At 67.4% G+C, this 23,598-nt stretch carries 20 protein-coding genes and 1 pseudogene; 10 read left to right on the top strand and 11 right to left on the bottom strand.

The features are described from left to right. Window positions 1-192 precede the first annotated feature (192 nt). Window positions 193-825 carry an HAD family hydrolase gene (locus RKD20_RS22385; protein ID WP_424879276.1) on the bottom strand — a complete coding sequence of 211 codons (633 nt, stop codon included), beginning with the start codon at window positions 823-825 and terminating at the stop codon, window positions 193-195. Window positions 826-1,032: 207 nt separating this feature from the next. Between RKD20_RS22385 and RKD20_RS22380 the strand changes: the two are divergent. Then, window positions 1,033-1,900: pseudogene (locus tag RKD20_RS22380) on the top strand (GNAT family N-acetyltransferase). Between the two features lie 97 nt (window positions 1,901-1,997). Here RKD20_RS22380 and RKD20_RS22375 read toward each other — a convergent pair. Continuing rightward, window positions 1,998-3,206: an MFS transporter gene (locus tag RKD20_RS22375; RefSeq protein WP_424879275.1), complete on the bottom strand. Its 1,209-nt coding sequence runs from the start codon at window positions 3,204-3,206 to the stop codon at window positions 1,998-2,000. A gap of 145 nt (window positions 3,207-3,351) precedes the next feature. Here RKD20_RS22375 and RKD20_RS22370 point away from each other — a divergent pair, with 145 nt between their 5' ends. Together RKD20_RS22370 and RKD20_RS22365 are read left to right on the top strand one after the other, a co-directional pair. Next, entirely contained in the window at window positions 3,352-3,834 is a 483-nt protein-coding gene (locus tag RKD20_RS22370; RefSeq protein WP_424879274.1) for a MarR family winged helix-turn-helix transcriptional regulator, read from the top strand. Window positions 3,835-3,843: 9 nt separating this feature from the next. Then, on the top strand, window positions 3,844-4,296 hold the full coding sequence (locus RKD20_RS22365; RefSeq protein WP_424879273.1) for an N-acetyltransferase family protein: 453 nt from the start codon (window positions 3,844-3,846) through the stop codon (window positions 4,294-4,296). 89 nt (window positions 4,297-4,385) lie between these two features. On the opposite strand, the gene RKD20_RS22360 is transcribed toward RKD20_RS22365, so the two are convergent. Together RKD20_RS22360 and dnaB are read right to left on the bottom strand one after the other, a co-directional pair. Beyond that, the gene (locus RKD20_RS22360; RefSeq protein ID WP_424879272.1) at window positions 4,386-5,771 is read right to left on the bottom strand and encodes a serine hydrolase domain-containing protein; all 1,386 of its coding nucleotides are present in this window, start codon (window positions 5,769-5,771) and stop codon (window positions 4,386-4,388) included. A gap of 94 nt (window positions 5,772-5,865) precedes the next feature. Beyond that, the gene (gene dnaB, locus RKD20_RS22355) at window positions 5,866-7,344 is read right to left on the bottom strand and encodes a replicative DNA helicase (RefSeq protein ID WP_424879271.1); all 1,479 of its coding nucleotides are present in this window, start codon (window positions 7,342-7,344) and stop codon (window positions 5,866-5,868) included. A 459-nt stretch (window positions 7,345-7,803) separates the two neighbouring features. Here dnaB and RKD20_RS22350 point away from each other — a divergent pair, with 459 nt between their 5' ends. Next, entirely contained in the window at window positions 7,804-9,141 is a 1,338-nt protein-coding gene (locus RKD20_RS22350; protein ID WP_424879270.1) for an MATE family efflux transporter, read from the top strand. Window positions 9,142-9,278: 137 nt separating this feature from the next. Here RKD20_RS22350 and rplI read toward each other — a convergent pair whose 3' ends face one another. The 4 genes from rplI to rpsF all read right to left on the bottom strand — a co-directional run bounded on the left by rplI (window position 9,279) and on the right by rpsF (window position 11,009). Then, entirely contained in the window at window positions 9,279-9,725 is a 447-nt protein-coding gene (gene rplI, locus RKD20_RS22345; protein WP_007383256.1) for a 50S ribosomal protein L9, read from the bottom strand. 18 nt (window positions 9,726-9,743) lie between these two features. Beyond that, window positions 9,744-9,980, bottom strand: a complete 237-nt coding sequence (rpsR, locus tag RKD20_RS22340; protein WP_003949403.1) for a 30S ribosomal protein S18 — start codon at window positions 9,978-9,980, stop codon at window positions 9,744-9,746. A 57-nt stretch (window positions 9,981-10,037) separates the two neighbouring features. Then, the gene (locus tag RKD20_RS22335; protein WP_381335763.1) at window positions 10,038-10,640 is read right to left on the bottom strand and encodes a single-stranded DNA-binding protein; all 603 of its coding nucleotides are present in this window, start codon (window positions 10,638-10,640) and stop codon (window positions 10,038-10,040) included. A 78-nt stretch (window positions 10,641-10,718) separates the two neighbouring features. Beyond that, window positions 10,719-11,009, bottom strand: a complete 291-nt coding sequence (gene rpsF / locus RKD20_RS22330) for a 30S ribosomal protein S6 (protein ID WP_007383258.1) — start codon at window positions 11,007-11,009, stop codon at window positions 10,719-10,721. A 263-nt stretch (window positions 11,010-11,272) separates the two neighbouring features. Between rpsF and RKD20_RS22325 the strand changes: the two genes are divergently transcribed. The 3 genes from RKD20_RS22325 (at window position 11,273) to RKD20_RS22315 (ending at window position 13,992) form a co-directional block, all read left to right on the top strand. Continuing rightward, window positions 11,273-11,587, top strand: a complete 315-nt coding sequence (locus RKD20_RS22325) for a hypothetical protein (protein ID WP_007383259.1) — start codon at window positions 11,273-11,275, stop codon at window positions 11,585-11,587. A 180-nt stretch (window positions 11,588-11,767) separates the two neighbouring features. Next, the gene (femX, locus tag RKD20_RS22320; protein WP_424879269.1) at window positions 11,768-12,886 is read left to right on the top strand and encodes a peptidoglycan bridge formation glycyltransferase FemX; all 1,119 of its coding nucleotides are present in this window, start codon (window positions 11,768-11,770) and stop codon (window positions 12,884-12,886) included. A gap of 74 nt (window positions 12,887-12,960) precedes the next feature. Next, window positions 12,961-13,992 (top strand): alanine racemase, encoded by a 1,032-nt coding sequence (locus tag RKD20_RS22315; protein WP_007383261.1) that lies wholly within the window; start codon window positions 12,961-12,963, stop codon window positions 13,990-13,992. A 101-nt stretch (window positions 13,993-14,093) separates the two neighbouring features. Here RKD20_RS22315 and RKD20_RS22310 read toward each other — a convergent pair whose 3' ends face one another. Both RKD20_RS22310 and RKD20_RS22305 read right to left on the bottom strand, forming a co-directional pair. Beyond that, a complete protein-coding gene (locus RKD20_RS22310; RefSeq protein ID WP_424879268.1) occupies window positions 14,094-15,593 on the bottom strand; it encodes a glycosyltransferase family 87 protein in 1,500 nt (499 codons plus the stop codon). Between the two features lie 108 nt (window positions 15,594-15,701). After that, window positions 15,702-18,386 carry a transglycosylase domain-containing protein gene (locus RKD20_RS22305; protein ID WP_424879267.1) on the bottom strand — a complete coding sequence of 895 codons (2,685 nt, stop codon included), beginning with the start codon at window positions 18,384-18,386 and terminating at the stop codon, window positions 15,702-15,704. 351 nt (window positions 18,387-18,737) lie between these two features. Here RKD20_RS22305 and RKD20_RS22300 point away from each other — a divergent pair, with 351 nt between their 5' ends. From RKD20_RS22300 to RKD20_RS22290, 3 genes are all read left to right on the top strand, one after another. Beyond that, window positions 18,738-19,418, top strand: coding sequence for a PadR family transcriptional regulator (locus RKD20_RS22300; RefSeq protein ID WP_424879266.1), 681 nt, complete (start codon window positions 18,738-18,740; stop codon window positions 19,416-19,418). A gap of 44 nt (window positions 19,419-19,462) precedes the next feature. Then, window positions 19,463-20,545 carry an inositol-3-phosphate synthase gene (locus tag RKD20_RS22295; RefSeq protein WP_424879265.1) on the top strand — a complete coding sequence of 361 codons (1,083 nt, stop codon included), beginning with the start codon at window positions 19,463-19,465 and terminating at the stop codon, window positions 20,543-20,545. Window positions 20,546-20,633: 88 nt separating this feature from the next. Next, window positions 20,634-21,908 (top strand): MFS transporter, encoded by a 1,275-nt coding sequence (locus RKD20_RS22290; RefSeq protein WP_424879264.1) that lies wholly within the window; start codon window positions 20,634-20,636, stop codon window positions 21,906-21,908. A gap of 83 nt (window positions 21,909-21,991) precedes the next feature. Here the strand turns inward: RKD20_RS22290 and RKD20_RS22285 are convergent, their stop codons facing one another. Then, window positions 21,992-23,434 (bottom strand): CCA tRNA nucleotidyltransferase, encoded by a 1,443-nt coding sequence (locus tag RKD20_RS22285; protein ID WP_424879263.1) that lies wholly within the window; start codon window positions 23,432-23,434, stop codon window positions 21,992-21,994. Window positions 23,435-23,598: the final 164 nt, after the last annotated feature.

The raw sequence follows: 23,598 nt of genomic DNA, 5'->3' as shown, positions 1-23,598 counted from the left end.
TTCCTCGGCCGGAAGAGTCCTGCTTTCCCCCGCGGACGGCTTGTCTTCCCACTCGACGTCCCGGCCGACGCGACCACATTCAGCCCCTGCGCGCAGTCCCCTGCAGCGTGCCACCGCGTACGGACGCCGTGGCCGCATAACCACGAATGCGGGTCTTCGATCTGTCCGTCCCGTTAGGCTGCATTGCCCCCATCACTGGGCGTGGCGCACCAATTCATAGGCTTCCCACAGATCCATGCCGTCGTAGGAGTGGGTCGAGATGTCGGACAGGTGATGGTCCGCGTTGACCGCCACCGAGACCGGCACCACGGCGAACAGGTCCTTGTCGGAGGATGAGTCGCCGTAGGCGATGCAGTCGGCCCGTGTCACTCCGAACTGCTCGCACAACCGGTCCGCGATCAGCACCTTGGCGGCGGCACTGAGTGCTCCGGTGGACTCCACCGGCTCGGTGAAGGGGACGGCCGGAAAACGGGACCCGTACGCGGCATGAGCCCCCCAACCGGTGAGCCGTTCCACAAAGAAGGACGGCGAGAGAGATACGACCGCGCAATAGTCGCCCTGTCCCCTGATCTCCGCCCAGACCTCACGAATACGGGCCAGCCATGGAGCCCCTTCGAAGGCCGCGACGACGTGCGCCTCGGTCAGGGACGCCCACAGTGCGTAAACCTGCTGCGCGTATTCGGGCGGCCCTATCAGCCCGGCCCCGATCGCCTGGTCGAGCGCCACTGTCTCTGCCTCGAGTCCGAGTTGCCGGGAAATCTGTACGGGCGCGCTGGTCCCGTGCAGCAAAGTGCCGTCGAGATCGAAGAGATGAAGTCTCGCCATGTCGTGAGGCTAGTGGTCCAAAGCCCGGTGAAGCCTCATGGGGTACTTCCGGCCGATCGCCGGACGGTCGTCGTTCTCCGATGTTTCACGTGAAACACCCAGTATGTGATCGGGCCCTGTGCGCTTGGCCACGACATGACCAAAAGCCCGTACGCACCCCGGGAAACAGGTGGACGCCAAGGCCACCCGTCGGACAGCCTGACCTGCGTGCCGACTCCTTCTCTCGCCGCTCTCCCCATCCGCCGTCTGACGCATTCGTGATCTCAACGCCTGCGCGGACTTGTCCGAGGACCGGGGGTGGCCACGCGAGGAGTACAAGTGGGGCCTCCTCCTCGCGGCCGGAAAGGGCTACGGCATCGACGACCCCGGCGGAGGCCTCGTCACCGCCTGCGTGGTCACGGAGTACGGCCCCTACAGCGAGCCCGATCTGGGAGCGATCGGGATGGTGCTGGTCGCCGAACGGCACGCCCGACAGGGCATCGGCCGTCGGCTCATGCGGCACATTGTCTCCGCCATGGGCAGCACCCCGCTGACTCTTCACGCCACGCCCTACGGCCGCCCGCTCTACGAGGAACTGGGCTTCAAGGTCACCGGCCAGGCGGAGATGCTCCGTGGACACTTCAGTCCGGACGGCCTCACACCGGCGGTGCGCACGCGCGCGGCCACCGCCGAGGACCTCGCCGCGATTCTCCGGCTCGACGAGGAGGTGCTCGGTACGGATCGCACGCACCTCATCACCCGGTTGCCCGCCTTCGCCGACCAGTTCCGCGTCGCCGAGGAGAGCGGCCGGCTCACCGGATACGCGGCTGCCTGGCCCAACATGGACACCCATGTCGTGGGCCCACTGATCGCCCGTGACACCGAGACGGCGCAGGCACTCCTCACATCGCTCGCCGCAGGTACCGACCGCCCCCTGCGCACCGACATCGACGTACGGCACGAAGAGCTACGGGCCTGGGCCAGGGAACGCGGTCTGGCGCCGGTCGCCCTCAACGCGGTCATGACGTACGGGATCCCGGAGCTGCCGGGCGACTGGAGTCGGCGGTTCGCTCCGCTGACGGTGGCCGCGCTCTGAGGCACGCCTGCACGACAGCGCCGGCGCCCCGGGCTTCGGGGAACCGGCGCCGCCGTACCCGACCGCGGGCCACGCGGTTTCAGTGGTGCACGGTGTTTCAGTGGCGCACCGCGGTCCGCTGCTCCGCGGGCGTCGCCCCTGCGACCACGGCGCTGGGAGCGCTGTGCCGGCGCTCCAGCGCGGCCGAGAGGAACGCCAGGAGGAGAGCGCCCGTGGCCAGCGCTGCGCCCACCCAGTTGGGGGCGGTGTAACCGAAGCCGGCCGAGATGACCAGTCCGCCCAGCCAGGCGGAGAGGGCGTTGCCCAAGTTGAAGGCGCCGATGTTGACGGCTGAGGCGAGCGTCGGGGCCGCGTGCGCCTGGTCGAGGACCCTCTTCTGGAGCGGCGGCACGGTCGCGAAGCCCAGGGCGCCGATGAGAGCGATCGTGAGGCCGGCCAGGACCTTGTGGTGCGCGGTGAGCGTGAAGAGCGCGAGCACGACGGCCAGGGCGCCCAGGGAGACGTACAGCATGGGCATCAGGGCCCGGTCGGCGTACTTGCCGCCCACGAGGTTACCGCCGACCATACCGAGGCCGAAGAGGACCAGCAGCCAGGTCACCGAGCCGTCGGCGAAGCCGGTCACGTGGGTCATCATCGGCGCGATGTAGGTGATGGCGGCGAAGACACCGCCGAAGCCGAGGACGGTCATCGCCATGGCGAGCAGCACTTGGGCGTTCTTGAAAGCGGCCAGTTCGTGACGCAGGCGCACCCCCTCCGGCCTGGGCATCTCGGGGACGAGCTTGGCGATGCCGACCAGACCGACGACACCGAGGGCCGCGACGGTCGCGAAGGTGAGACGCCAGCCGGCGCTCTGACCGATCAGCGTGCCCAGGGGGACGCCGACGACGTTGGCGACGGTCAGTCCGGTGAACATCATCGCGATGGCTCCGGCCTTCTTGTCCGGAGCCACCAGGTCGGCGGCGACGACCGAGCCGATACCGAAGAAGGCTCCGTGGGCGAGAGAGGCGACCACACGGCCGATCAGCATCACGGTGAAGGCCGGGGCGAGGGCGGAGAGCAGGTTGCCGACGATGAACAGCCCCATCAGCAGCATCAGCATCCGCTTGCGCGAGATCTTGGTGCCGAGGGCGGTCATCAGCGGGGCGCCGAACATGACGCCGAGCGCGTAGCCGGTGACCAGGAAGCCGGCGGTGGGGATGGAGACCCCGAAGTCGTCCGCGACCTCGGGCAGCAGCCCCATGATCACGAACTCGGTCGTTCCGATTCCGAAGGCCCCGATCGCGAGGGCCAGAAGCGCGAGCGGCATGGGGGGTGACACCTTCCCAGACGATTGCAGGAGCATGTTGCGCACGTTCACAATAATTGCAGACGCTCTATATTGGCAAGCGACGGTAATCGCGAATCGTCCCTGCCTCCCCGGCAGGCACCTCGGGACGGAGGAAGCAGGCCCCATGACCGCCACAGACCCCTCGCTCACCGCCCTCGCCCAGGGCTGGTGCGCGCTCTCCCTGCTGCACGGACGGATCGAGGCCCACATCGAGAAGGCCCTGCAGTCCGCCCACGACCTCAGCGTGCGCGAGTACTCCCTGCTCGACGTCCTGGGCCGCCAGCACGACGGCGAGGGCGGACACCTGCAGATGAAACAGGTCGCCGACGCCGTCGTCCTCAGCCAGAGCGCCACCACCCGCCTGGTCACCCGCCTCGAGGACCGCGGCCTGCTCGCCCGCTACCTCTGCCCCACCGATCGCCGCGGCATCTACACCGACGTCACCGACACCGGCCGCACCCTCCTCGACCAAGCCCGCCCCACCAACGAGAAGGCCCTCCGAGAAGCCCTCGACCAAGCCGCCACCCACCCCGAACTCGCCCCCCTCGTACGAGCCCTGGAGGCCCTCGGCACACCTGCGGTGCCCGCACACGAGTGCCCCGCATAGGGTTCGGACATGGGAGAACTCGACATTCGGCCTGCCACGACGGACGACGTCTCCGCGATCGTCGACATGCTCGCCGACGACCCCTTGGGCGCCCAGCGTGAGTCCCCGGACGACCTGGCCCCCTATCTGGCCGCGCTGGAACGCCTCTCCTGCGACCCGAACCAGCATCTGGTCGTCGCCACGCGGAAGGATCGCGTGGTCGGCACACTGCAGCTCACCGTCGTCCCGGGGCTGTCGCGGCGCGGTGCCACCAGATCGATCATCGAAGGGGTGCGCGTCCACGCCGACGAGCGTGGCAGTGGGCTCGGGTCCCGGCTCATCGAGTGGGCCATCGAGGAATCCCGCCGTCAGAACTGCCAGTTGGTACAGCTGACGTCCGACAACACCCGCACGGACGCCCACCGCTTCTACGAACGGCTCGGTTTCACAGCCTCACACGTGGGCTTCAAGCTGGCCCTCTGATCCTGGCCGTGGCCGCTTCCTCACTGCACGGCAAGGCGCCCTGTTTCACGTGAAACAGGGCGCCGCTTCGGTCAACCGGCCAGGGACACCTAGCCGATGCCTCGCCACCCCTCCGGATCCAGTCCACCCGGCACGGAAGACCCCTCGTCGTACGGCTGCCGGGTGAACACGAACGAACCGAGGTCGAGATGGTCCACGGATTTGTCAGGCCGCCGTACGGCCTTGAGGACCTCTCCTTGGAAGTAGCCCTCCAGGCCGGTCCAGGTGCCGTCGGCGTTGGCCCGGAACCGCGAGCGCCGGCCCGCGCCCGACAGGGGCTCCAGCGAGACGAGTCCATCCGCCGTCAGCCGTAGGGCGAATCCGTTCGTGCCCCAGTACCACTGACCCGCCAACTCCAGTGCGGGTGCATCGGCTTCCCGCATCGGGCGCCACGGCTCGGGGATCCTGGGCTCGGCCTCGGCGACGATCCGTACGAGATCAGCCCCTACGACGGACAGCAGCGGGCCAGACGTGCAGTTGGCCAGCACGACCGCGGCGACATCGTCCGTCACGCTGATCGTGAGATTCGCGAGGAAGCCCGGCAGCGAGCCCGAATGGCCCACGAGCAGCCGTCCCTCGCGGTGCTGGATCTGCAATCCGAGCCCGTACGTGGCACCGTCGGCCAGATCCCCCGTCCCGGAGGGTGCCGCGGGCGTGCGCATCTCACGCACGGTCTCCGCGCACAGCACCCGGTCGTCCCCGTGCGCCAGGAAGACCGCGAAGCGCGCCAAGTCCTCTGTGGTGGACCAGAGTTGCCCGGCTGGAGCCATGCGTCCCAGGTCCTCGGAGGGCTCGGGCAGCATCGCGTCGGCCCACGGATGGACCGCCCAACCGCCCGCATGGGGTGCTTCCGGTCGGCCACTGGTACGGCCGAGGCCAAGAGGTGTGAGTACTTCACGCCGGAGCACCTCCTCCCACGGAGCCCCGCGCAGCTTCTCGACGAGTGCTCCCAGCAGGGTGTAGCCGGGGTTCGAGTAGTGGAAGAGTCGTCCCGCCGGATGCAGGAAGGGGTCCTCGCCCAGCACGTCGGCGAGTTCGGGACGCAGAGCCCCTGAGGTGCGCTCCCACCAGGGCGCTGGGGACTCGGCGGCCAATCCACCGGTGTGGGCGAGGAGTTCGGCGACGGTGGCCTCCCCCGCTCCCGTGCCGGGTACGTGCTTCTCCAGCGGGTCGCCGAGGTCGAGCAGCCCCTCGTCACGCAGTCGCAGGACGAGGACGGCGGTGAAGGTCTTGGTGATCGAGCCGATGCGGTACTGCACGTTCTCGTCCGGGCCATGCCCGTCCACCGAGGTGCGCGTACCGTGCCACACGGTCCGTCCGTCCCGCACGACCGCCGCGACCAATGAGGGTGCCCTGCCCTCCGCCTGGGCCACGGCGATCCGGTGCAGCAGCGCCCGGCGCGTGCCGGGGAGCAGCTCTTCCTGAGATGTCGTCATGCCCCCAGTCCATCGCGCGAGGGACGCGGACGTCGACTTCTTTAGACCCGGGGAGATGGTGGACGGCCGACACGGATGCCGCGAGGCGCGAACCTCAGGTCTGAGCCATGTCCACGAAGCGCGAGTAGTGGCCCTGGAAAGCCACGGTGATCGTCGCCGTCGGGCCGTTACGGTGCTTGCCCACGATGATGTCCGCCTCGCCCGCGCGGGGCGACTCCTTCTCGTAGGCGTCCTCGCGGTGCAGCAGGATCACCATGTCGGCGTCCTGCTCGATGGAGCCGGACTCACGCAGGTCGGACACCATGGGCTTCTTGTCGGTGCGCTGCTCGGGACCACGGTTGAGCTGCGAGAGCGCGATCACCGGGACCTCCAGCTCCTTGGCCAGGAGCTTGAGGTTACGGGACATGTCCGAGACCTCCTGCTGACGGCTTTCGGAGCGCTTGGAACCACCGGCCTGCATCAGCTGCAGATAGTCGATGATCACGAGCTTGATGTCGTTGCGCTGCTTCAGCCGCCGGCATTTCGCCCGGATCTCCATCATCGACAGGTTCGGGGAGTCGTCGATGTAGAGCGGTGCTGAGGACACCTCGGGCATCCTGCGCGCCAGCCGGGTCCAGTCCTCGTCCGTCATGGTGCCCGAACGCATGTGGTGCAGGGCCACCCGCGCCTCGGCCGACAGGAGACGCATCGCGATCTCGTTGCGCCCCATTTCCAGGGAGAAGATGACGCTGGCCAGGTTGTGCTTGATCGAGGCCGCGCGGGCGAAGTCCAGCGCGAGGGTGGACTTGCCCATGGCGGGACGGGCCGCGATGACGATCATCTGACCCGGGTGCAGGCCGTTGGTGAGCGAGTCGAGGTCGGTGAAGCCGGTCGGCACACCGGTCATCTCGCCGCTGCGCGAACCGATCGCCTCGATCTCGTCGAGCGCGCCCTCCATGATGTCGCCGAGCGGCAGATAGTCCTCGCTGGTGCGCTGCTCGGTGACCGCGTAGATCTCGGCCTGGGCGCGGTTGACGATCTCGTCGACGTCGTCGTCGGCCGCGTATCCCATCTGGGTGATGCGCGTCCCCGCCTCGACCAGGCGCCGCAGGACGGCCCGCTCGTGGACGATCTCCGCGTAGTACTCGGCGTTCGCCGCCGTCGGAACGGTCTGGACGAGGGTGTGCAGATACGATGCGCCGCCGACCTTGTTGATCTCGCCGCGCTTGGTGAGCTCGGCGGCGATCGTGATGGGGTCGGCCGGCTCGCCCTTGGCGTAGACGTCCAGAATCGCCTGGAAGATCGTCTCGTGGGCGGGCTTGTAGAAGTCGTGGCCCTTGAGGACCTCGACGACGTCCGCGATGGCGTCCTTGGACAGAAGCATGCCGCCGAGAACGGACTGTTCGGCGTCCAGGTCCTGGGGCGGGACCCGCTCGAAGGCCGTGCCCCCGCCGTCCCATGTGTCCGTGTCTCTGCCGCGGTCGTGCTGCTCGTCGCGCCCCCGGCCCCCGTCGCCGCGGCGACGCGAGGAAGGCAGACGATCACTGGGACCGCTGTCGGCCCACGGGTCGTCCAAGGGCTCGGAAATACTCACCGAGCCACCTCCTCCCGTCCGCCGAGCGGACCTCGCCGTGCTTCTCAGTTCTACGGCACGGCACTGACAAATGAGACGCCCAACTCCGGTTCTGGCGCGTCGGTTTTGTGATGGTTTACAAGCCGACGGACGGAGCGGGTGCCGGACCACCGTAGGCCCGTCGGCACCGTCAGCCAATCTGGTTATCCACAGGCCATGTGGACGACGGCCCGGATGCTGTGGAGAACTCCGCAAAACCTGTGCACGACCCGGTGGACAGCCCTGTGAACAAGCTCCGCTCCATCCGCAAAGACATGCTCTGACCTGCATCTTCGCCGTCCACCGGCTGTGCAGAAGAAAAACTTTCCCGGTCGACTCAAGATCAGTTCGAACTGTACACACCGGTACGCACGTCCCGAATACAGGTAAGGGTCTAACATCCATTGCATCACTTACCTGTGGACGATTAGATTGGTGCACATGACACAGGCGTCCGCGACCCCCAAGGCCACCCGGCGACAACACGACCGCGAGATCGTCGCACTCGCCGTTCCGGCCTTTGGCGCGCTCGTCGCCGAGCCCCTCTTCGTCATGGTCGACAGTGCGATCGTCGGCCACCTGGGCACCGCCCAACTCGCCGGTCTCGGCATCGCCTCGGCCCTGCTCACGACAGCCGTCAGCGTCTTCGTCTTCCTCGCATACGCCACCACTGCCGCCGTCGCCCGACGTGTAGGAGCGGGCGATCTCCAGGCTGCCATCCGCCAGGGCATGGACGGCATCTGGCTGGCGCTGCTGCTCGGTGCTGCCGTCATCGCCACCGTCCTGCCCGCCGCGCCGTCGATCGTGGAGCTCTTCGGTGCTTCCGACACCGCTGCTCCCTACGCGATCACCTATCTGCGGATCTCGGCCCTCGGCATCCCGGCCATGCTGGTGGTGCTCGCTTCGACCGGGGTGCTCCGAGGACTGCAGGACACCAAGACTCCGCTCTACGTCGCCATCGCCGGCTTCGTGGCCAACGCCGTCCTCAACGCAGGCCTCGTCTACGGCGCCGACCTCGGCATCGCGGGCTCCGCCTGGGGCACAGTCATCGCCCAGTGCGGCATGGCCGCCGCCTATCTCGCGGTCGTCGTCCGCGGAGCCCGCAGACACGGCGCCTCTCTGCGCCCCGACGCCACAGGAATCAGGGCCTCCGCCCAAGCCGGTGTCCCTCTGCTCGTCCGCACGCTTTCCCTGAGGGCGATCCTGATGATCGCAACAGCCGTCGCAGCTCGCCTCGGTGACGCCGACATCGCCGCCCATCAGATCATCCTGTCCCTGTGGAGCCTGCTCGCCTTCGCACTGGACGCCATCGCCATCGCCGGGCAGGCCATCATCGGGCGCTATCTGGGCGGCGGCGACACCGAAGGCGCCCGCCAGGCATGCCGTCGGATGGTGGAGTGGGGCATCGCGGTCGGAGTCCTTCTCGGTGGGCTGGTCGTCCTCTCACGACCGCTGTTCCTTCCCCTGTTCACAAGTGACTCCGCGGTCAGGGACACTGCTCTGCCCGCACTGGTGATTGTGGCCCTCTCCCAGCCGATCTGCGGTGTCGTCTTCGTCCTGGACGGCGTACTGATGGGAGCGGGCGACGGTCCCTATCTCGCCTGGGCCATGGTGATCACCCTGGCCGTCTTCGCTCCCGCAGCGCTGCTCGTGCCGGCACTGGATGGCGGTCTCACCGCACTGTGGGCAGCGATGACGCTGATGATGGTGATCCGCATGCTGACGCTCTGGCTGCGCACCCGCTCAGGCCGCTGGCTCGTCACCGGCGCGACCCGCTGACCGTTTCACGTGAAACATCGCGGGCCGTCACGTTTCACGTGAAACACCACGCGTTCCACAACCGGCTCGGGCACGCAAGAGGGGCCGTACCTCGTAGGTACGGCCCCTCTCACCGATACTCAGGACAACCGCAGCGGTCAGGCCGCGACGACCTCGATGTTGACCTTGGCGGCAACCTCGGGGTGCAGACGCACGGACGTCTCGTGGGAGCCCAGGGTCTTGATGGGCGAACCCAGCTCGATGCGTCGCTTGTCGACCTCGGGGCCACCGGAAGCCTTGATCGCGGAAGCGACGTCGGCAGGGGTGACAGAACCGAAGAGACGACCGGCGTCGCCGGAGCGGACGGCCAGGCGGACCTTGACGCCCTCGAGCTGGGCCTTCACCTGGTTGGCCTGCTCGATGGTCTGGATCTCGTGGATCTTGCGAGCACGACGAATCTGCTCGACGTCCTTCTCGCCGCCCTTGGTCCAGCGGATCGCAAAGTTCCGCGGGATCAGGTAGTTGCGAGCGTAACCGTCCTTGACGTCGACGACGTCGCCCGCGGCACCGAGGCCAGAGACCTCGTGGGTGAGGATGATCTTCATTAGTCGGTCACCCTTCCCTTATCGCGCGGTGGAGGTGTAGGGCAGCAGCGCCATCTCACGGCTGTTCTTGACAGCCGTGGCGACGTCACGCTGGTGCTGCGTGCAGTTGCCGGTCACGCGGCGGGCACGGATCTTGCCGCGGTCGGAAATGAACTTCCGCAGCATGTTCGTGTCCTTGTAGTCCACGTACGTGACCTTGTCCTTGCAGAAAGCGCAGACCTTCTTCTTAGGCTTGCGCACAGGCGGCTTCGCCATGGTGTTTCTCCTGTGTGATCAAGAAGTGTGGGTACGACCCACCCCTCGGCCCAGGGCCTAGAAGGGGGGCTCGTCCGAGTAGCCGCCGCCACCGCCGCCGCCGGAGTTTCCACCCCAGCCACCGCCACCGCCGCCGGCCGGGCTGCCACCGGCGGGAGCGCCGGTCGCCCAGGGGTCGTCGGCCGGAGCGGCGCCGCCCTGCTGACCGCCGCCGGGGCCACCGCCCCAGCCGCCGCCACCCTGGCCGCCACCGCCACCGCCGCTGTAACCGCCCTGGCCACCACGTCCGGCACCGCCGGCAGTCTTGGTGACCTTGGCCGTGGCACTGCGCAGGCTGGCGCCGACTTCCTCGACGTCCAGCTCGTAGACCGTGCGCTTGACGCCCTCACGGTCCTCGTAGGACCGCTGCTTCAGCCGGCCCTGCACGATGACGCGCATGCCTCGCTGGAGCGACTCGGCGACGTTCTCCGCCGCCTGACGCCAGACCGAGCAGGTCAGGAACAGGCTTTCGCCGTCCTTCCACTCGTTGGTCTGACGGTCGAAGGTGCGGGGGGTGGACGCGACACGGAACTTCGCGACCGCCGCACCGGAAGGGGTGAAGCGCAGCTCGGGGTCATCGACAAGATTGCCGACGACCGTGATGACGGTCTCGCCTGCCATGGGGAACCTCTCGGCGGGTTTGCTGCTCTGGCTGCTTGGTTGCTGCTACTCGAATCCCGGGATCAGCTGAGCGGAAGCTCAGTGGGTCTCGGGGCGGAGGACCTTGGTCCGGAGGACCGACTCGTTCAGGTTCAGCTGGCGGTCGAGCTCCTTGACGACCGCAGGCTCGGCCTGCAGGTCGATGACCGAGTAGATGCCCTCGGGCTTCTTCTTGATCTCGTACGAGAGCCGACGACGGCCCCAGGTGTCGACCTTCTCGACCTTTCCGTTGCCCTCACGGACGACGGAGAGGAAGTTCTCGATCAGGGGGGCGACAGCGCGCTCCTCCAGATCGGGGTCGAGGATGACCATCACCTCGTAGTGACGCATGTGGAACCCACCTCCTTTGGACTCAACGGCCACGGTCGTTCCGTGGCAGGAGGGTTGTGATGCGTACGCAACGGTATCGGCCGCCACTGACAATCGGGGCTTCCTCGCGGTAGTCCCGGTCGTGACATGGGCAGACACCGTGCAGACGGTACAGACTACCCGCACACCGGCTTCCGGTTGAAATCCGGCCCCTGAGGCGGTCACTCTGTACACATCGGGTGTGTATGGCGCTACCGTGCGCCGTCTTCCGCAGGAGGTGCCCTATGGCACAGGCAATGCGACCCAACACCGCCGGAGGCCTTTTCGCCACGGACGGAAAGCCCCACCCCCTCCAGGACACGCTGCTCGCCGTGACCCTGGTGCTGGGCATCACGGCTTTCGTCTCGGCGATGTTCCACAACCTGCACCTGCTCAGCTCCTGGACCGGTCTCGTAGGCATCCTCACCGGTGCCTACGGCCAGTGGATCTCGGAGACGACCCGGGAGCGCTTCGGACTGATCCTCGGTCTAGGCGCCGCTGCGGTCGGTTTCTTCCTCGGCATGGCGCACGGCGGCCTCTTCGGTGGAGTCATCAGCTGACGCCACGGGCACTGTCCGCTCGACACCACCCAAAGCACCACGGAACGCCGCGGCGGCCCATGAGCCGGGGCGCAGGTTCCGTACGCTCAGTCAGGGCGCTCTCAAGGCGCAGTAGGCTTCGGCGCGAGAGCCGGAGCCCCTGTACCCATGGGGACACACCAGCCCGAGGAGCGCCCCGAAATGAGCCTGACCCTGAGGACGATCAGTCGCGAGCAGCATCTGGCGTACATCCAGAGCCTGCCGTCGGCGAGCCACATGCAGGTTCCGGCCTGGGCAGACGTCAAGGCGGAGTGGCGATCCGAGAGCCTCGGCTGGTTCGACAAGACCGGCGAACTCGTCGGTGCGGGTCTCGTCCTCTACCGTCAGCTGCCCAAGATCAAGCGCTATCTCGCCTATCTGCCCGAAGGCCCGGTCATCAACTGGTTCACGCCGAATCTGACCGAGTGGCTGGAACCGATGCTCGCGCACCTCAAGCACCAGGGTGCCTTCTCCGTGAAAATGGGCCCGCCGGTGATCATCCGGCGCTGGGAGGCCACCTCCATCAAGGCCGGCATCCAGAACCCGGACGTGAAGCGCCTGCGCGACATCGAGGCCGACTTCATCGAGCCGCGCGCCTTCGAGGTCGCCGACAAGCTGCGCCGCATGGGCTGGCAGCAGGGCGAGGACGGGGGAGCCGGTTTCGGGGACGTGCAGCCACGCTACGTCTACCAGGTGCCGCTCGCGAACCGCTCCCTGGAAGAGGTCCACAAGAACTTCAACCAGCTGTGGCGCCGCAACATCAAGAAGGCCGAGAAGGCCGGTGTCGAGGTCGTCCAGGGCGGTTACCAGGACCTCGAGGAATGGCAGCGGCTGTACGAGATCACGGCGGTGCGCGACCACTTCCGGCCCCGCCCGCTGTCGTACTTCCAGCGCATGTGGACGGCCCTCAACAGCGAGGACCCCAACCGGATGCGGCTGTACTTCGCCCGGCACGAGGGCGTGAACCTGTCGGCGGCGACGATGCTGATCGTCGGCGGCCACGTCTGGTACTCCTACGGCGCCTCCGACAACATCGGCCGTGAGGTCCGGCCCTCGAACGCGATGCAGTGGCGGATGCTGCGTGACGCCTACGCGCTCGGCGCGACCGTCTACGACCTGCGAGGCATCTCCGACTCGCTGGACGAGACCGACCACCTCTTCGGTCTGATCCAGTTCAAGGTGGGAACGGGCGGCCAGGCCGCCGAGTACCTCGGCGAGTGGGACTTCCCCCTCAACAAGCTGCTCCACAAGGCCCTCGACATCTACATGTCGCGCCGCTGACGTCGCGCTCTTCGCTTCAATAGCTCGCATACCTCTGATACACCGCAGCCACCAGAAAGGTTCCGGGTCCGGCCATGGCGCTCACGCTCTACGTCGACACCGCGCGCTGGCGTGCGCACCACAAGCACGTGCAGGAGCAGTTCCCGGGGCTCGTCCCGGTCTGCAAGGGCAACGGCTACGGCTTCGGGCACGAGCGGCTGGCAGAGGAGGCCACGCGGCTGGGCTCGGACGTCCTCGCCGTCGGCACGACCTACGAGGCCGCTCGGATCAAGGACTGGTTCGGCGGTGACCTGCTGGTGCTGACGCCGTACCGACGGGGCGAGGAACCCGTGCCCCTGCCCGACCGGGTGATCCGTTCGGTGTCGTCCATCGACGGGGTCTACGGCCTGGTGGGCGCCCGCGTGGTCATCGAGGTGATGTCCTCGATGAAGCGGCACGGCATCAGTGAGCAGGAACTGCCGCAGTTGCACGCCGCCATAGAGAACGTCCGCCTCGAGGGCTTCGCGATCCACCTGCCGCTGGACCGCACCGACGGCTCGGACGCCGTCGAGGAGGTCATCGGCTGGATGGACCGGCTGCGCGCGGCCCGGCTGCCGCTGCACACCATGTTCGTCAGCCACCTCAAGGCCGAGGACCTCGCCCGGCTGCAGCAGCAGTTCCCGCAGACCCGCTTCCGGGCCCGCATCGGGACCCGGCTGTGGCTCGGGGACCACGACTCCACCGAGTACCGCGGCGCCGTCCTGGACGTCACCCGCGTCTCCAAGGGGGACCGCTTCGGCTACCGGCAGCAGAAGGCGGCCTCCGACGGCTTCCTGGTCGTCGTGGCGGGCGGTACGTCGCACGGAGTGGGGCTGGAGGCCCCGAAGGCCCTGCACGGCGTCATGCCACGCGCCAAGGGGGTTGCCCGGGCCGGCCTGGCCACGGTCAACCGGAACCTTTCTCCATTCGTCTGGGGCGGCAAGCAGCGTTGGTTCGCCGAGCCGCCGCACATGCAGGTCTCCATCCTGTTCGTGCCCTCGGACGCCCCGGAGCCCAAGGTCGGCGAGGAGCTGGTGGCCCATCTGCGGCACACCACCACCCAGTTCGACCGAATCGTCGATCGCTGATCGCTTCGAGAACTGCTCGCAAAAAGGCCGTACACGGTTTTCCGTGTACGGCCTTTCCCACGAGTGGCCCAACTGGCGTACGCCACACAGGGGATGTTCGCTCAGAGCGAACGGTCGGTGCCTTCCCGGTCGCTGCCCCACTCCACCGGTCCGTCGAACTGGGCGGCGTGCCGCGGCCGATGGGCGGCGGCGCCGAGCACGAAGACGTCCTCAGCACCGTCGAGCACACCGCCCGAGGGATCGTCGTCCCCGGCCCGCCGCACCACGTCCCGCTCCGGCATGAGGATGTCGCGCAGGACCATCGCGCAGAGGTACGCCGTGCCCATGAGATGCAGCCCGATGGCCCAGTGGTAGCCGTCGGTCGGCAGGCCCTTGTGGGCGTTGCCGCTGGTCGTGTACGCGAGGTACATCCAGATCCCCAGGAAGTACGCGACCTCGCACGCCTGCCAGATGAGGAAGTCGCGCCACTTCGGCCGGGCCAGCACGGCCAGCGGAACCATCCACAGGACGTACTGCGGCGAGTAGACCTTGTTGGTGAGGATGAACGCGGCGACGATCAGGAACGCCAGCTGGGCGAAACGGGGCCGGCGCGGGGCGGTCAGGGCCAGCGCGGCGATGCCCGCACAGGACAGCAGCACCAGCAGCGTGGCGAACGTGTTGACGGTGTCGGTGCTCCACGGGTCGCTGGAGTTCTGGGCCAGGATCAGCCAGAAGGAGCCGAAGTCCACGCCCCGCTCCTGGCTGAACGTGTAGAACTTCGACCAGCCGTCGAAGGCGAAGAACATCACCGGCAGGTTCACCACGAGCCAGGAGACGGCCGCCCCGCCCAGGGCCTTGCCGAAGTCCCGCCACTTGCCCGCCCGCCAGCACAGCACGAACAGCGGGCCGAGCAGGAAGGCCGGGTAGAGCTTGGCGGCCGTGGCGAGCCCCAGGAGGACACCGAAGGCGAGCGAGCGGCCCCGCGCCCACATCAGCATCGCGGAGGCCGTCAGAGCGACCGCCAGGAGGTCCCAGTTGATGGTTGCGGTCAACGCGAAGGCGGGCGCCAGAGCGACCAGCAGACCGTCCCAGGGGCGGCGGGCGTGGGTACGGCTCACGCAGACGACGATGACGGCCGCGCAGACCATCAGCATCCCGGCGTTGACCATCCAGTACCACTGCTCCTGGTCCTGGATGCTGCCGCTTCCGGGCGTGAGCCAGGCGGCGACCTCCATGAACACACCGGTCAGCACCGGGTATTCGAGGTACTGCATGTCACCGGGGAGCTTGTCGAAGTACGGGACGAGTCCGTCGGCGAAGCCGCGTCCCTGATACAGGTGCGGGATGTCCGAGTAGCACGCGTGGGTGTACTGGGAGCTGGCGCCGAAGAACCAGCCGCCGTTGTAGCAGGGCGCCTTCTGGACCAGGCCGAGCGCGAACACGCCGATGGCCACGAGCGCGATGACCCGGACGGGCGTCCACCAGGAGGTTCCCAGCAGGGCGCGCCGCCCGAGGGGGCCACCGATGAACTCGCTGCCGTTCCTGGAGACCTCGTCGTCCTTGGTCGGACGCACTGGGTCCGAGTCGTGCACGCTCGCTGGCGTCGATTCAGCACTGGGCATGCGGCCCATCCTGCCGTACGAGGCCAGGAGTACGCCGAGGGCCGCCGCACCTGGTGGGTGCGACGGCCCATGTTTCACGTGAAACACCCTCGACGGGGCATTTGGCGACTAACCGCCTGGGCCGCCGAAGAGACCTCCATTGCCATTGCCGTTGGTATTGCCGCCGTTCCCGTCCGTCGATGTGGCCGTGGGTGTCGAGGTCACACCTCCGTCGGTGCCGCCGTTGTCCGTACCGCCCGCGTCGCTGCACTGCCAGTCGAACCGACAGGTCTCCGTCGCCGTGGGCGTCGGTGACGTCAGCGTCTGGCTGGGCGTCGGGGTCGGAGTCGGGGTGGGCGACTCCGTCTCGCTGGGCGTCGGAGTGGGCGTCGGACTCGGCTCCTCGTTGACGATCTCACCAATGGGCTCCGGCGTCGGGAAGGAGATCGCCTCCTGGCCCTTCAGTGCCTGCTCCATGTAGTCGTGAAAGATCTCGGACGGGAACGACGCACCATGGATCTTCTCCTGGCCACCCGTGCCGTACATCTCCAGGAACGTGCGGTTCTTCTTGGTCTCGTCGTCGTCCAGCCGGAACATAGTGATCGCAGTGGACAGCTGCGGGGTGTACCCGACGAACCAGGCGGACTTGTTGCCGTCGGTCGTACCGGTCTTGCCCGCCACCTCACGGCCGGTCAGCTGGGCGTTGGTGCCGGTGCCCTTGTCGACCACGGTCTTGAGGACGTCGGTGACGTTGTCGGCGACCTTCTTCTCGAAGGCCTGCTGGGGCTTCGCCTTGTGAATGAAGACGTCGCCGTCCTTGCTCGTGACCTTGTCGACGGAGTACGGCTCGTTCTGCTTGCCACTGGCCGCGAAGGTCGCGTACGCCCCCGCCATGCGGATCGCGCTGGGGTCGGAGATACCGATGGAGAAGGACGGGAAGCTCGTACCGGCCAGGCTGTCCTCCTTGAGACCCGCGTCCATGGCCGACTCCTTCACCTTGTCCAGACCGACGTCCATGCCGAGCTGCACGAAGGCGGAGTTCACCGACTCCCGCATCGCCTCACGAAGGTCGATCTGGTACTTGGGCGGAGAGCCGTAGGACTGCTTGCCGTCGTTCGTCTGGTTCCACTCCTTGCCCTTCTCGTTCTTCCAGATCGAACCGTCGTAGTTCCTGATCTTGAGGTCGTTCTTGCCGCTGAACAGGCTCTTCGCATTGACGACCGTGCGCTCGTCCTGCGCCTGGCTCTCGCCGAGGTCAGGATCGCGCACGCCCCACTTCATCGCCGCGGCGAGCACGAAGGTCTTGAACGTCGAACCGACCTGCGCACCGGTCGAGTCGCAGTTGTTGGTGAAGTGGGTGGTCGCGTCCTCGCCGCCGTAGCAGGCCCGGATCGCCCCGGTGGCCGGATCCACCGACGCCCCGCCGAACTGGACGTAGGTGTCCTTGTCCGGGCGCTTCTTGGGGTCGATGTTCTCCTTGCGGACCTTCTTGACCGCCGCCTCGAGCTCGCTGACCTTCTTCTTGTCGAAGGTCGTGTAGATCGAGTAACCGCCCTGCTGAAGCTGGTCGGCACTGATGATCTTGTTGTTGATCAGGTATGCCTTGGCGAGGTCGACCAGATAGCCGATCTGGCCCTTGAGCTGGGTGTTGGAACGGGGGTTCTGCCACCTGGGAAGCGTGGTGTACCTGGCCCGGTCCGTTGCGCTGAGGTGACCGTATTCGACCATCTTGTCGAGCGTGTCCTGCATCTGCCGCAGGGCCCGCCGCTGGTTGGCCTCGGCCGTGGCATTGGCCGAATCGATGGAGGTCGCGCCCGCCGGGTCGTAGTACGTGGCGCCCTTCAGCATGGCGGAAAGGAAGGCGCATTCGCCCGGGTTCAGGTCCTTCGCGTCCTTGTTGAAGTACGCGCGCGCGGCTGCCTGGATGCCGTAGGCGTTGCGGCCGTAGTACGCGGAGTTCAGGTACCCCGCCATGATCTCGTCCTTGTTGACCGTGGCGCCCACCTTGATGGAGATGAAGATCTCCTTGAACTTGCGCGTGACCGTCTGGGACTGGTCGTTCAGGCGCGCGTTCTTGACGTACTGCTGGGTGATGGTGGAGCCACCCTGGGTGTTGCCGCCCCTGGCCATGTTGAACACGGCGCGGGCGATGCCCTTGGGGTCGATACCGCTGTCGGTGTAGAACGTCTTGTTCTCCTGCGACACGACGGCGTACTGCATCGCCTTCGGGATCTGCGCGAGGTTGACGATCTGGCGGTTCGTCTCGCCACCGGTGGAGACCATCTCGGTGTCGTCGGACCAGTAGTAGACGTTGTTCTGCGCCGTCGCGGTCTGGGCGACGTTCGGAACGCTCACGAGCGCGTAACCGACGCCGGCGACCGCGACCAGGCTTCCGATGAAGCCGATGAACAGACCCGTCACCAGCTTCCAGGACGGCACCCAGCGCGCCACGCCGTACTTGCCCGCGCGCGGGTAGTCGACGAGCCGCTTCTTGCCCGGGTCGGACGCACGACCCCGACCTGTCGGCGCTCCACGCCGGCCTCCTCGGCCCGGCTCCGCCTCTCTGCGGCGACCACCACCCGTGCTTCTCTGGGCGGCGCGGCGGGCCTCGGCACGGCCGCTGTACGGACGTTCCTCGCCTCCCGGATCATAGGGAGCCGACTCCTGGGAGCTCGTCCCATAGGAGTCCGCAAGAGACCCGGTGGCGCCTCGCGGAGCCGCGCGGCGGCCGGAGGACGAGCCGGACTGGCCGCGTCGGGCCGCGGCACGTCCGCCTCCCTGCGGCTGCGGCGGTTTGCGACGGTGCTCGCTCATCGAACGACTACTCCTCGGGCAGGCGCACCTTTGCGCGCCTGGAAACGGCGGCTGGTTTCCGGTCCCCCCGAAGTACGGATGTGGTCGGTTCCGCATTCATCCGTACCGCACCGGGACAGCGACGCCCCCCAGGCGTCACTCGGTTCCCGGTGGTGTGCATGCCGCACAGACTACGCACCGTCAAAACCTGCCGAGCTCCGAAGTTCACCCCAAATCAGGCAACTTGGATCACATGAATCATTGATGTGATCCCGTTCACCGTCCCCCCACTTGTCGCTTCCGGAAGAGCGTTCTATCGTCTTGATGTATCGAGTCGATACATCGGTGCGAGATAGAGACGAGGAGGCGACGATGAGCCGGCGTTCCGGGATCCTCGAATTCGCCGTACTCGGCCTGCTCCGCGAGTCCCCGATGCACGGCTATGAGCTGCGCAAACGTCTCAACACGTCACTGGGCGTGTTCCGAGCGTTCAGTTACGGCACGCTCTACCCCTGCCTCAAGACGCTGGTCGCCAACGGCTGGTTGATCGAGGAACCGGGGCACACCACCGAGGACGCCCTCGCCGCACCACTCGCAGGGCGTCGCGCCAAGATCGTCTACCGGTTGACGGCGGAAGGTAAGGAGCACTTCGAGGAACTGCTCTCGCAGACGGGTCCCGACGCGTACGAGGACGAGCACTTCGCCGCTCGTTTCGCCTTCTTCGGGCAGACCTCGCGCGACGTCCGCATGCGAGTCCTCGAAGGCCGCCGCAGCCGGCTGGAGGAGCGCCTGGACAAGATGAGTGCCTCGTTGGCACGCACCCGGGAGCGCCTCGACGACTACACGCTTGAGCTCCAGCGCCACGGGATGGAGTCCGTGGAGCGCGAAGTGCGCTGGCTGAACGAGCTCATCGAGAGCGAGCGGGCCGGCCGGGACCTGAAGGGTCCCGGCCATGGAGAACCCGCTCGCGACACCACAGAGGGAGCGCCGGGCGTCCTGCCCCGGCCCGGGGACACCCCCGGGCCGGATACGCCCGGCGACACCGCCACGTGAGGTCCCTGCCAGGGCCTCACTCGTACACACAGGGAGCAACCGGAATGGGTTCGGTTCGCGTAGCCGTCGTCGGCGTGGGCAACTGCGCCGCGTCGCTGGTTCAGGGCGTCGAGTACTACAAGGACGCCGATCCGGCGGCCAAGGTCCCCGGACTGATGCACGTCCAGTTCGGCGAGTACCACGTCAGTGACATCGAGTTCGTCGCCGCGTTCGACGTGGACGCCAAGAAGGTCGGCCTCGACCTCTCGGACGCCATCGGAGCGTCCGAGAACAACACCATCAAGATCTGCGACGTGCCCAGCACCGGTGTCACCGTCCAGCGCGGCCACACCCTCGACGGTCTCGGCAAGTACTACCGCGAGACGATCGAGGAGTCCGCCGAGGCCCCGGTCGACGTCGTCCAGGTCCTCAAGGACAAGCAGGTCGACGTCCTGGTCTGCTACCTCCCCGTCGGCTCCGAGGACGCGGCGAAGTTCTACGCCCAGTGCGCCATCGACGCCAAGGTCGCCTTCGTCAACGCCCTCCCGGTCTTCATCGCCGGCACCAAGGAGTGGGCGGACAAGTTCACCGAGGCGGGCGTCCCGATCGTCGGTGACGACATCAAGTCCCAGGTCGGCGCCACCATCACGCACCGCGTCATGGCGAAGCTGTTCGAGGACCGGGGCGTGATCCTGGACCGCACGATGCAGCTGAACGTCGGCGGCAACATGGACTTCAAGAACATGCTCGAGCGTGAGCGCCTGGAGTCCAAGAAGATCTCCAAGACGCAGGCCGTGACCTCCCAGATCCCCGACCGGGACATGGGAGCGAAGAACGTCCACATCGGCCCGTCGGACTACGTGGCCTGGCTCGACGACCGCAAGTGGGCGTACGTCCGCCTCGAGGGCCGTGCCTTCGGTGACGTTCCGCTGAACCTGGAGTACAAGCTCGAGGTATGGGACTCCCCGAACTCCGCCGGTGTCATCATCGACGCCGTGCGCGCCGCGAAGATCGCCAAGGACCGCGGCATCGGCGGTCCGATCCTGTCGGCCTCCAGCTACTTCATGAAGTCCCCGCCGGTCCAGTACTTCGACGACGAGGCCCGCGAGAACGTCGAGAAGTTCATCAAGGGTGAAGTCGAGCGCTAGGGCTCACTCACAACGCTCCTGCCAGGGCTGCAGAGGGTCCCCGGGCTGTGCCGCCCGGGGACCCTCGCCGTGTGTGAGGCTGTGTCCCATGTCCGTCGTCCGCGATCTGCGTGTCCTTCTCCGCTTCCGGGACTTCCGGCGTCTGCTCTCCGTACGTCTGCTCTCCCAGGGCGCGGACGGCGTCTTCCAGATCGCGCTCGCCGCCTACGTCGTGTTCTCCCCGGAGAAGCAGACCTCAGCCTCCGCGATCGCCTCCGCGATGGCGGTCCTCCTGCTCCCTTACTCCTTGGTGGGCCCTTTCGCCGGCGCCCTCCTGGACCGCTGGCGCCGCCGCCAGGTCTTCCTCTACGGCAATCTCGTGCGCGCCCTGCTGGCATCGGCGACGGCCGTCCTGATGCTGAGCAACGTCCCGGACTGGCTCTTCTACGTCTCCGCTCTGTGCGTCACCGCCGTCAACCGCTTCGTCCTGTCCGGCCTCTCGGCCGCACTGCCCCGTGTCGTGGACGAGGAGCGGCTGGTGATCGCCAACTCCCTTTCGCCTACGGCCGGAACGCTCGCCGCGACTGCGGGCGGTGGCCTCGCTTTCGTCGTACGGCTCCTGGTCGCCGACTCCGACGCGGCCGTGGTGCTGCTGGGAGCGGGGCTGTATCTGTGCGGTGCGCTTGCCGCACTGCGCATGCCACCGGAACTGCTGGGCCCCGACCGTGAGTTGATCCAGCCCCGCCTGGACGCTGCCCTCGCCGGCACGGCCCGCGACCTGGCCGCCGGTGTACGGCATCTGGCCGCCCCCGCACGCCGGTCGGCCGCTCGGGCACTAGGCGCGATGTCGGTCATGCGCTTCTGTTACGGCGCTCTGCTCGTCACGGTGCTGATGCTCTGCCGGTACGCCCTGACGTCGGATCCGGACGACGGACTCGCCCTGCTGGGACTGGCGTTGGGAATCTCCGGCGCCGGCTTCTTCGTCGCCGCGGTCATCACCCCATGGGCGGCCGGGAAACTCGGACCGAAGCGCTGGATCGTCGTGTGCGCGGCAACCGCCGCGGTACTGGAGCCCGTCCTCGGGCTCCCCTTCGCCACCGCCCCCATGCTCATCGCGGCGTTTGTGCTGGGCCTGATCACCCAGGGTGCGAAGATCGCCACGGACACGATCGTGCAGTCGTCCGTCGACGACGGGTTCCGCGGCCGGATCTTCTCCGTGTACGACGTCCTGTTCAACATCGCTTTCGTCGGAGCCGCAGCCGTAGCCGCCCTGATCCTGCCGCCGGACGGTCGCTCGGCGCCCCTGGTGGCCGGTGTCGCCGCGCTCTACGCAGCGATCGCTGTGGCGATGACTAGGGAACGGCAGCTGGCGATGGAACGATGAAGGGGCGATGTTTCACGTGAAACACCGTCCCTCGAAGCGTACGGGGTCATGTTTCACGTGAAACATGACCCCGCTTCACGGCCTCAGTCCTGCGCGGCCCACCACTCCTTGAGGGCGGCCACCGCTTCGTCGTGCTCCATCGGCCCGTTCTCCAGGCGAAGCTCCAACATGTGCCTGTACGCGCGGCCCACGGCAGGACCGGGTCCCACGCCGAGGATCTCCATGATCTGGTTGCCGTCGAGGTCGGGCCTGATCGAATCCAGCTCCTCCTGCTCCTGAAGCTGGGAGATCCGCTCCTCCAGACCGTCATAGGCACGCGACAGCGCGGCCGCCTTGCGCTTGTTCCTGGTCGTGCAGTCCGAACGGGTCAGCTTGTGGAGCCGGTCGAGCAGCGGGCCCGCGTCCCGCACATAGCGGCGAACCGCCGAGTCCGTCCACTCCCCGGTGCCGTATCCGTGGAAACGCAGATGAAGCTCGACGAGCCGTGAGACGTCCTTCACCAGGTCATTGGAGTACTTGAGCGCCGTCATCCGCTTCTTGGTCATCTTCGCTCCGACCACTTCGTGGTGGTGGAACGAGACCCGGCCGTCCTTCTCGAAGCGGCGAGTGCGCGGCTTGCCGATGTCGTGAAGCAGTGCGGACAGGCGGAGGGAGAGGTCGGGCCCTTCCTTCTCCAGCGCGATGGCCTGCTCCAGGACGATCAGTGTGTGCTCGTAGACGTCCTTGTGCCGGTGGTGCTCATCGCTCTCCAGCCGGAGGGCCGGAAGCTCGGGCAGGACATGCTCGGCGAGTCCCGTGTCGACCAACAGCGTCAGTCCCTTGCGCGGATGGGCGGACAGGATGAGCTTGTTCAGCTCGTCCCTCACCCGCTCCGCGGAGACGATCTCCAGGCGTCCGGACATGTCCGTCATCGCGGTGACCACCTCGGGCGCCACCTCGAAGTCGAGCTGCGCCGCGAAACGTGCGGCCCGCATCATCCGCAGCGGGTCGTCCGAGAAGGACGCCTCCGGAGTGCCCGGCGTCCGCAGCACACGCGCCGCGAGGTCGCCGAGGCCACCGTGCGGGTCGATGAACTTCTTCTCCGGGAGAGCGACGGCCATCGCGTTCACGGTGAAATCGCGCCGGACGAGGTCCTCCTCGATCGAGTCGCCGTACGACACCTCGGGCTTGCGTGAGGTGCGGTCGTACGCCTCGGACCGGTAGGTGGTCACCTCGATCTGGTAGCCGTCCTTCTGCGCCCCCACGGTGCCGAAGGCGATCCCGACCTCCCACACGGCGTCCGCCCACGGCCGAACGATCTTCAGAACGTCCTGAGGACGAGCGTCGGTCGTGAAATCCAGGTCGTTGCCGAGCCGGCCGAGCAGTGCGTCCCGGACCGAGCCGCCGACCAGGGCGAGTGAGAACCCGGCCTCCTGGAAACGGCGGGCGAGGTCGTCGGCGACAGGAGTGACCTCAAGCAGTTCGTTCACCGCGCGGTCCTGCACCTGATGCGGGGCACTGAGGTTGTCTTCGTTGGCGTTCGGCACAACAGAAGAGGGTACGTGGCCCGGACGTCCACAGGCGCCTCCATTAAACGTGCACAGACTCGCCACCGGAACCTGCACAAGGTCTGCTCCGGAGACTCACGAGCACGCTCCCCTTTATACGTGCACATTCAGGACAGTGCGGCGGAGTCCCCCGATCTTGTGGA

The organism is Streptomyces sp. SLBN-8D4 (assembly GCF_049739545.1).
GTDB classification, from domain to species: domain Bacteria; phylum Actinomycetota; class Actinomycetes; order Streptomycetales; family Streptomycetaceae; genus Streptomyces; species Streptomyces canus_C.
Note: the sequence above shows the minus strand (reverse complement) of the source record. Positions and strands in the feature narration are given on the sequence as shown.

Coding starts and splice junctions, on each gene's coding strand:
- RKD20_RS22315 (WP_007383261.1), top strand. CDS start 12,961: ATGGCGCTCACGCTCTACGTCGACACCGCGCGCTGGCGTGCGCACCAC.
- RKD20_RS22335 (WP_381335763.1), bottom strand. CDS start 10,640: ATGGCAGGCGAGACCGTCATCACGGTCGTCGGCAATCTTGTCGATGAC.
- femX (WP_424879269.1), top strand. CDS start 11,768: ATGAGCCTGACCCTGAGGACGATCAGTCGCGAGCAGCATCTGGCGTAC.
- RKD20_RS22310 (WP_424879268.1), bottom strand. CDS start 15,593: ATGCCCAGTGCTGAATCGACGCCAGCGAGCGTGCACGACTCGGACCCA.
- RKD20_RS22360 (WP_424879272.1), bottom strand. CDS start 5,771: ATGACGACATCTCAGGAAGAGCTGCTCCCCGGCACGCGCCGGGCGCTG.
- RKD20_RS22290 (WP_424879264.1), top strand. CDS start 20,634: ATGTCCGTCGTCCGCGATCTGCGTGTCCTTCTCCGCTTCCGGGACTTC.
- RKD20_RS22350 (WP_424879270.1), top strand. CDS start 7,804: ATGACACAGGCGTCCGCGACCCCCAAGGCCACCCGGCGACAACACGAC.
- RKD20_RS22305 (WP_424879267.1), bottom strand. CDS start 18,386: ATGAGCGAGCACCGTCGCAAACCGCCGCAGCCGCAGGGAGGCGGACGT.
- rpsF (WP_007383258.1), bottom strand. CDS start 11,009: ATGCGTCACTACGAGGTGATGGTCATCCTCGACCCCGATCTGGAGGAG.
- RKD20_RS22295 (WP_424879265.1), top strand. CDS start 19,463: ATGGGTTCGGTTCGCGTAGCCGTCGTCGGCGTGGGCAACTGCGCCGCG.
- RKD20_RS22365 (WP_424879273.1), top strand. CDS start 3,844: ATGGGAGAACTCGACATTCGGCCTGCCACGACGGACGACGTCTCCGCG.
- rplI (WP_007383256.1), bottom strand. CDS start 9,725: ATGAAGATCATCCTCACCCACGAGGTCTCTGGCCTCGGTGCCGCGGGC.
- RKD20_RS22300 (WP_424879266.1), top strand. CDS start 18,738: ATGAGCCGGCGTTCCGGGATCCTCGAATTCGCCGTACTCGGCCTGCTC.
- RKD20_RS22325 (WP_007383259.1), top strand. CDS start 11,273: ATGGCACAGGCAATGCGACCCAACACCGCCGGAGGCCTTTTCGCCACG.
- RKD20_RS22385 (WP_424879276.1), bottom strand. CDS start 825: ATGGCGAGACTTCATCTCTTCGATCTCGACGGCACTTTGCTGCACGGG.
- RKD20_RS22370 (WP_424879274.1), top strand. CDS start 3,352: ATGACCGCCACAGACCCCTCGCTCACCGCCCTCGCCCAGGGCTGGTGC.
- RKD20_RS22375 (WP_424879275.1), bottom strand. CDS start 3,206: ATGCCGCTCGCGCTTCTGGCCCTCGCGATCGGGGCCTTCGGAATCGGA.
- rpsR (WP_003949403.1), bottom strand. CDS start 9,980: ATGGCGAAGCCGCCTGTGCGCAAGCCTAAGAAGAAGGTCTGCGCTTTC.